The organism is Streptomyces sp. NPDC044061 (assembly GCF_056434305.1).
Window position 1 is genome coordinate 1 of the sequence record NZ_JBWKFL010000029.1, and the last position, 8123, is coordinate 8123.

At 73.6% G+C, this 8123-nt stretch carries 4 protein-coding genes; 2 read left to right on the plus strand and 2 right to left on the minus strand.

Annotation, left to right across the window (positions count from 1 at the left end; genetic code table 11):
* Nucleotides 1–126: 126 nt before the first annotated feature.
* Together AC07CM_RS35485 and AC07CM_RS35490 are read right to left on the minus strand one after the other, a co-directional pair.
* Nucleotides 127–981, minus strand: coding sequence for an LURP-one-related family protein (locus AC07CM_RS35485; protein ID WP_478880599.1), 855 nt, complete (start codon nucleotides 979–981; stop codon nucleotides 127–129).
* Between the two features lie 66 nt (nucleotides 982–1047).
* A complete protein-coding gene (locus AC07CM_RS35490) occupies nucleotides 1048–3105 on the minus strand; it encodes a phosphocholine-specific phospholipase C (RefSeq protein WP_478880600.1) in 2058 nt (685 codons plus the stop codon).
* A gap of 491 nt (nucleotides 3106–3596) precedes the next feature.
* On the opposite strand from AC07CM_RS35490, the gene AC07CM_RS35495 reads away from it, so the two are divergent.
* Together AC07CM_RS35495 and AC07CM_RS35500 are read left to right on the plus strand one after the other, a co-directional pair.
* Entirely contained in the window at nucleotides 3597–7160 is a 3564-nt protein-coding gene (locus AC07CM_RS35495; RefSeq protein ID WP_478880601.1) for an AfsR/SARP family transcriptional regulator, read from the plus strand.
* A gap of 169 nt (nucleotides 7161–7329) precedes the next feature.
* Nucleotides 7330–8004, plus strand: a complete 675-nt coding sequence (locus AC07CM_RS35500) for a M15 family metallopeptidase (RefSeq protein WP_478880602.1) — start codon at nucleotides 7330–7332, stop codon at nucleotides 8002–8004.
* Nucleotides 8005–8123: the final 119 nt, after the last annotated feature.

Genomic DNA, 8123 nt, shown 5'->3' on the forward strand with positions numbered 1-8123 from the left:
GGTAGAATGCCGAAGGGGGGGACGGGCGTTCTGGCTCGGTTGGGGGAGGGGGGGGGGGGGGGGGGGTGGCGCGGGCGCGCTCCCCGCCCCCCCCCCCCCGTTGCCGTACTCCCCGGGCGGACCCGCTCAGTTCCAGCCGCGGCTGTCCTGCTTGAGCGCGGTGTCGACGGTCAGGGCCGTCGCCACGACCAGGCTCAGCAGCGGTTCGGGCAGCTGGTAGTGGATCTGCAGGACGTAGTTGTCCGCCGACGTGAACAGCGTCTTGGCGAGGCCTTCCCAGGTCTTGGTGATCCGGGCCACCTCGTTGTCCGTGTGGTCGACGATCGCGAAGTTCCAGGCCCGCCAGTTCTCCGCCTTGATCGCGCCGACCTGCTGGCCGTTCACGTTCATCGCGAAGTTGATCTTCCCGATCATGTTCTGCTGGACGATCTCACCGACCGGCGAGCCGTCGGGGCGGGTCACGATGACGCGGGACTTGAAGATCTTCGCGGGGCGGGTCAGCAGCAGCTGCGGCTGCCCGTAGGCGTCGCGGATCTCCAGCTTGTGGGTCAGGAACTGGTCCCAGCTGGAGATGAAGCGGAAGATCTTCCTCAGCGCGCTCTGGCCGACCTCGGTGACCGCGCCGAGCTCGCGGCCGTTCTGGTCCATGACCTTGTACTCGTTGGTCAGCTCGATCAGCTTGGCCTTCTGGTTCACGACCAGGACCGGCTCGGTGAAGAGGGTGCCGCCGCCGGGACCGCCGGCCGCCACCCCCGCCTGCCGCTGCACCTGGCGCTGCACCTTGGGGTCGGCGCCCTGCTGCTGCGGGATGTGGGCCGCGGGCTGCTGGGGCGCGGCCTGTTGCTGCAGGACCTGCCCGGCGGCCTGCTGCGCCGGGTTGGTGTGCTCGGTCCACTGCGCGCCGTCCCAGTAGCGGAGCGTCTGGGCCGCCCCGTGCGGATCGGGGTACCAGCCTGCAGGAGTGTTCGATTGCGTGGTCACCGGGGCACACTACCCTGATGTGACCGGTACCTGACCAGTCCGCACGGAGCGGTGTTCATCGCCCGTTCACCCCGTTCGTCCCGTGATGACGGCGGGATCGCTGACGCCGGGGTGCCCGTTCTCCACGTGCCCGGCGAAGCCGCGCAGGAAGGCCGGGTCCGCGTCCGAAGTGACCGTGAGGTCGTACCACCGCTTGCTCGCCGCGAGGCCGACGACGTGCTTCACGGTGGCCCCGGGCCGCACCGTCACGGAGACGGGGCCGCCGCCGTAGGCGTTCAGGAGCTTCAGCTTCGCCGTGCCGGAGCCCTTGTTGGTGAAGGTGAGTACGACGTCGTCGCCGACGTGCCGGGCGGTGACCTCGGGTCCGGCGGCCTTGCCCCGGCCCTTGAAGAGGCGCAGGAAGCCGTTCGGGCCGTGCACGGCCAGGTCGTACGAACCGCCCGAGTAGGCCGAGTTCCAGGTGTCGGTGAGGCGCTTGCCGGCCTCGGTGGTGTACGTCCAGGGCCCGTCGGTGCGGTTGTTCGAGGTGACCAGGAACGCCGCGCCCGCGCGGGCGCCGGAGGCGAAGCTCAGCGTGAACTTCCCGGCCGCCGCGTCCCCGGAACCGTCCACCGCCGGAACGTACTTGAGGGGGCGGGTGGGGCGGCTGCCGCGCTCCTGCCCGGGCAGGGCGGGGTTGGCCGGCGGGACGGGCTTGTAGTCGGGGTGCCGGTCGTGGTCCGGCGGCTGGTATCCGGCCGTGGACGGCAGCGCGACCGGCCTGGTGTCCTTGCGGCTGAAGTCGAAGGCGGCGGTCAGGTCGCCGCAGACCGCCCGGCGCCAGGGCGAGATGTTCGGCTCCTGGACACCGAAGCGGCGCTCGATGAACCGGATGATCGAGGTGTGGTCGAAGGTCTCTGAGCAGACGAAACCGCCCTTGCTCCAGGGCGAGACGACCAGCATCGGCACCCGCTGGCCGAGCCCGTAGGGGCCCGCGCCGTGGCCGGCGTCGCCCTTGAACAGGTCGAGCGAGGGATCCACGGTCGACAGCCCCTGGGCGGCGGAGGCCGGCGGGAAGGGCGGGATCACATGGTCGAAGAAGCCGTCGTTCTCGTCGTAGGTGATGAACAGCGCGGTCCGGCCCCACACCGCCGGATCGGAGGTGAGCGCGTCCAGGACCTGAGCGACGTACCAGGCGCCGTAGTTGGCGGGCCAGTTGGGGTGCTCGGTGAAGGCCTCGGGGGCGACGATCCAGGAGACCTGGGGCAGCTTGCCCGCCTTCACGTCGGCCTTCAGCTGGTCGAAGAAGCCTTCGCCCTTGCGCGCGTCGGTGCCGGTGCGGGCCTTGTCGTACAGCGGGTCGCCGGGCTTGGCGTTGCGGTACTGGTTGAAGTAGAGCAGCGAGTTGTCGCCGTAGTTGCCGCGGTAGGCGTCGTCGATCCAGCCCCAGCCGCCGTTCGCGTCGAGGCCGTCGCCGACGTCCTGGTAGATCTTCCAGGACACGCCGGCCTGCTCCAGGCGCTCCGGGTACGTCGTCCAGCCGTAGCCGGCCTCGTCGTTGCCGAGGACCGGGCCGCCGCCCTTGCCGTCGTTGCCCGTGTAGCCGGTCCACATGTAGTAGCGGTTCGGGTCGGTGGACCCGATGAAGGAGCAGTGGTAGGCGTCGCAGATGGTGAAGGCGTCGGCGAGCGCGTAGTGGAACGGTATGTCGTCGCGCTTCAGGTACGCCATCGTCGTCGAGGACTTGGCGGGCACCCACTTGTCGTACTTGCCGCCGTTGAACGCGGCATGGCCGTCGTTCCAGCCGTGCGGGAGGTCCTGGATGAAGGCCAGACCCAGATCGTCGGCGTCCGGATGGAAGGGGAGGATGTCCTTCGTGCCGTCGGACTGCTTCCAGACGGACTTTCCGTTCTGCGTCACCGAACGCGGGTCGCCGAAGCCCCGCACACCCCGGAGCGAGCCGAAGTAGTGGTCGAACGAGCGGTTCTCCTGCATCAGGACGACGATGTGCTCGACGTCCTCGACCGAACCCGTGCGGTGGTGGGCGGGCAGTGCGGCCGCGCGCTGGATGCTGCTGGACAGCGAGGTGAACGCCGTCGTGACGCCCGCCAGTTGGAGAAAGCGCCGCCGGTTGACTTCGGGCATGAGTGAGGGTCCTCTCGTCCTGCGTCCTGACGTACGCGATGCCGCCGGATGACGGAATCTGCGCGCAGCGAGTGTTCCAAGAGCAGCAAACGTCAGGGAAGGGTCCGGTGGCGCCCATGTGAAAGTCGTGGGTACGGCAGGGGTTGGGGCAGGTGTGGCTTTTGCCCCCCGTCGGCCCCGCCACGGAATCCGTGGCCCGTTGTCATACGAGAGGCGCCCATCTCCCGTCTCCGGTAGGGACGGTACGGCCCGCACCCGCGGGATCCGGCCAACTGCCGCGGGAGGGGAAAGACCCGGGCCGCGTTCCCGCCACCGGAGACGGAGCCGACTCCGTTCCGGACACCGGGCGTCCAGGACGGTTCCGGCCGCGTGAGCGGAGAGGCCTGATCCGGACAGGACGGCCCGGCCTTCGGCATGCCTGGCCGAAGCGCACGGATATCGTTGTCACCATCCGCGAGGGGGCGGACGGTACGGCGATCGGGGTGCCATCCATGTTCGAGGTACGTCTGCTCGGGCCGGTGGAGGTGTGGGACGGCGGCCGGCGGGCCCCGCTCGGCGGTCCCCGGCCCCTGGCCGTCCTCGGCGCCCTGGTCGTGCACCTCGGCGAAGTGGTGTCCACCGAACGGCTCGTGGACTTCGTCTGGGACGAGCGGGCGCCGGCGACGGCGGGTGCACTGGTCGCCACGCACGTCTCCGCGGTGCGCCGCGCGCTGGCCCGGATCGGCGCGCCCGAGGTCATCCGCACCCGCCCGCCCGGGTACGTCGCCGACCTCGAACCCGGCCGGGTCGACGCCCGCCGCTTCGAGGAACTCCTGGGGGCCGCCCGGGCCGAGGCGATCGCCGGACGGCCGGCGGCGGCGGTGGACGTCCTCGGTGAGGCGCTGGGCCTCTGGCGGGGGCAGGAAGCCCTCGAAGGGCTCGGCCAGACCTTCGCGCGGATCGAGTCGGCCCGGCTGGCGGAGCTGCGGCTGGTGGCCCAGGAGGAGTCGTTCGGGCTCCGCCTCGAGCTGGGCCGGGAGGACGAGACGATCGCCCCGCTGCTGGCGCACGTCGCGGCCCACCCGTTGCGGGAGCGGCCTCGCGGACAGCTGATGACCGCCCTGTTCCGCACCGGGCGCGTCTCGGACGCCCTGCGCACCTACCAGGACGGCCGCCGGCTCCTGCGCGACGAACTGGGGATCGACCCCGGCCCACACCTGCGCGCCCTGCACCAGGCCGTCCTCACGAACGACGCCGAGGTACTGGGGGTGTCCGCGGGGCGGGGCAGGGGCGGTGGTCCGGGGGCGGGCTGGGGTCCGGGAGCGGGCTGGGGCCCCGGCCGTGCGGCGGGGGACGTGTGGGGGACGGCGTCGCCGGAGGGCGGTCGGAGCACGGTGGGGGCGGGGGAAGCGGCATCGGCCGGCGACCGAGGAACACCGGACGGATGGGGGTCGGCCCCTTCCCGGGACCAGCGCGCACCGGGCACCTGGCAAGCGCCCCCTTCCCGGGACCAGCCCGTATCGGACGCCTGGGAAGCGACCCCGCCCGGCGACGGTGCGAAGCCCGGTTCGCCTGCGGCCCGGTCCGTCTCCCCGGGCGTTCCGGATACCGGTCCCGGAACGCCCGGGGAGACGGCTCACGGCGTACACCCGCAGCCCGTCTCCGGCTCCGAACCAGGGGCCGCGCAGGCCTCCCGTGCGCGGACGGAGGCACGTTCCCACCGGCCCCCGGCTCCGCGGGCCACTGCTCCCGCCCTCCCCCGGACCGCCAACGGCGGCCGCCCCACCTCACCCACCGCCACCGTCCCGGCCACGCGCCCCGCTCCCGTCCCCTCCCATCTCCCGCCCGACATCGCCGACTTCGTGGGCCGTTCGGAGCAGATCGTCTGGGCGGCGGGGCTGTTGGAGGGTGCCGGTGTCGCCGGGCGTACCGCGCCGCCGATCGGGGTGATCTCCGGGCGCTCGGGCGCGGGAAAGACCGCGCTCGCCGTGCACGTCGGCCACCGCACCGCCGAACTCTTCCCGGACGGACGGCTGTTCATAGACCTGCGGGCCGCCGACGCCACCCCGCTGCAGCCCGCCGACGCGCTCGCCCGGCTGCTGCGGGCCATGGGCGCCGAGCCGGAGACGCTGCCCGGCAGCCTGGCGGAGCTGACCGGGCTGTACCGCACCCACGTCGGGCACCGGCGGGTCCTGCTGATCCTCGACAACGCGGCCGGCGAGGCGCACGTACGGCCGTTGCTGCCGCCCGGTGCCGGCTCCGCCGTGCTCGTCACCAGCCGTCGCCGGCTGGTGGCGCTGGAGGGCGCGGCCCACCTGGACCTGACCGTGCCCGGCGAGGAGGACGCGCTCGAACTGCTCCGGCGGGTGGCCGGACCGGAGCGGATGAGGGCGGAGCCGGAGCGGGCCGCGGAGATCGTCGCGCTGTGCGGCCGGCTGCCGCTCGCGGTGCGCATCGCCGGGGCGCGACTCGCCGCCCGCCCGCACTGGGCGCCGGGCCGGCTCGCCGGGCGGCTGCGCGACGAACGCCGCAGGCTCAACGAACTCAGCGCCGGGGACCTGGAGTTGCGCTCCAGTCTCGAACTCGGCTACGCCGACCTGGATCCACAGGAGCGGCGTGCGCTGCGCCGACTGGCCCTGCTGGACCTGCCCGACTTCGCCGCCTGGATCGCCGCCCCGCTGCTCGACATCGGCACCGAGGAGGCGGAGGAGGCCGTGGAGCGGCTGGTGGACTGCCACTTCATCGACGTGATCGGCGTGGACGAGACCGGCCGGGCCCGCTACCGCATCCACGACCTGGCGCGCGAGCACGCCCGGGAGCGCTGCCTCACCGAGGAGAGCGCCGAGGAGCGGGCGGCGGCTGTGCTGCGACTGGTGGCCTGCTGGCTGGATCTCGCCCGGAAGGCGGCCGCGCGGGGGCCGGGCGGCGCGGCGCGGCACTTCCCCGACCCGGCCGCCGTACGTCCTCTCGACCCGGAGACCGAGGCGTCGCTGCTGGAGCGGCCCGCGGCCTGGTTCGCCGCCGAACAGGCCGGGCTCCTCGCGGCCGCCGTCCACTGCGCCGATCACCTGCTCCCGCGGGCGGCCCGGGATCTCGCCGGAGCCCTGATGGCCGGTTCGGCCGCCCTCTACAACCAGTTCGACGCCTGGTCCCGCTCGCACACCGCGGCCATGGCGGCGGTCCGCCGCGGCGGTGACACCGAGGGCGAGGCCTGGCTGTTCACCGGGCTCGGTCAACTTCGCTATGAGCAGGACGACTTCGATGCCTCGTACGCCTATTTCGCCGACGCTCTGCGCCTGTTCGAGGAGTACGGGGACGTACCACAGGGCGCCGCGCTGGCGCTCGCCGGCATGGGCACGGCCCGGCGCGAACAGTCCCGTCACGAGGCGGCGTTGACATTGCTGCGGGCCTCGCTCGAGCGGTACGGCCCCTCCGGGGACGCGGGCGCGCGGGCGCGGGTGCTGTACGGCATCGGTCATGTGCACCGCGAGCAGGGCCGGGGGGCCGAGGCCCGGCAGGCTCTCGCCGAGGCGCTGGAGCTGTACCGGGCCGCGGCCGACCGGCACGGCGAGGGCCTCACCCTGCGGTCACTGGCCCTGTGCCACCGCGCCGAGCACGAACTGCTCGAGGCGGAGCGGGTGTTGCACGAGGCCTTGCGGGTCTTCGCCGAGCCGCGGGACACCTTCGGCACGATGTACACCGAGCAGTCTCTGGCCAAGGTGGAGCTGCGCACCGGCCGTCCCGATCAGGCGGCCGAGCGGCTCGGCCGCTGCCTGGAGGTGGCCCGGGAGCGGCAGGACCGGTTCGGGGAGGCACTCGTGCTGCGCACCCTGGGCGAAGCCCGGCTCGCGGCCGGCGACACCGACGGCGCCCGTGAGCCCCTGCAACGGGCCCTGGCGGCCTGGGAGGAGCTGCGGCTGCCGGTGTGGCGGGCGCGGACCCTGTGGGACCTGGCGGCGGTACGGGCGGCCGACGGCGAGGACCGGGCGGCGCGCGCCGCCCGGGCGGAGGCGCTGGAGGTGTTCCGCTCGCTGAACTGCCGGGAGGCGCGGGAGCGCGCGGACGGGATCGGCTGACGCGACGCCGGGGCGCAAAGGCGGCGCTCCTTGCCGAAGGGACAGGAGCTCCCGTCCCTGCCGAAGGGACAGAAGCAGCCCTCCCCCCGCGGGAGGCTGCAGAATGCCTGGTCGGCCGCTTGCAGAGAACCTGCAGAGCCTTTGCAGAGGCCCCCGCCACGCTGAGAGCGTGACGGACATCATCCCGCTCTCCGATCCGCGGGTCGCCGAGGTCACCGAGCGCGAGTGCGGTGAACCACTGGTCGACCTGCGCGAGACACCCGAACTGCGTCTCGACGCACGGCAGGCCGACGGCACCGGCGCCTACGCGCACCTCCGGTCCGGGGCCCTCGGGCGCCTGCTGCGGGCGCAGCGGCTGCTGCCCGCCGGGATCCGGTTCCTGGTGGTGGAGGGGTACCGGCCGCCGGACCTGCAACGGCGGTACTTCGAGAGCTACGCGGCCACGCTGCGCGAGGCCCATCCGGGCGCCGCGCCGGCCGTCATCCGCGAGCTGGCCAGCGCCTACATCTCCCCGCCGGAGGTGGCCCCGCACGTCAGCGGCGGGGCCGTCGACCTGACGCTGTGCACCGAGGACGGCACCGAACTCCCGCTCGGCACCGAGGTCAACGCCACGCCCGAGGAGAGCGCGGGCGCCTGCCGCACGGGCGCGCCCGGCATCGACGCCGAGGCCCGCGCCAACCGGGCCCTCATGGACCGGGCCCTGACCGCGGTGGGCTTCGTCAACTACCCCACCGAATGGTGGCACTGGTCGTACGGCGACCGGTACTGGGCGCTACTGTGCCGGGCCCCCGCCGCCCGCTACGGCCCGGCCGCCCCACCCGTCCCGCCCGCACGGACCACCTGACCAACGGTCCGACGGCGGGGGGGGGGGGGGGGGGGGGGGGGGGGGGGGGGGGGGGGGGGGGGGGGAGGAAGGAGGAAGGGAGGGGGAGGAGTGAGGGGGGGGGGGGGGGGGGGTGGCGG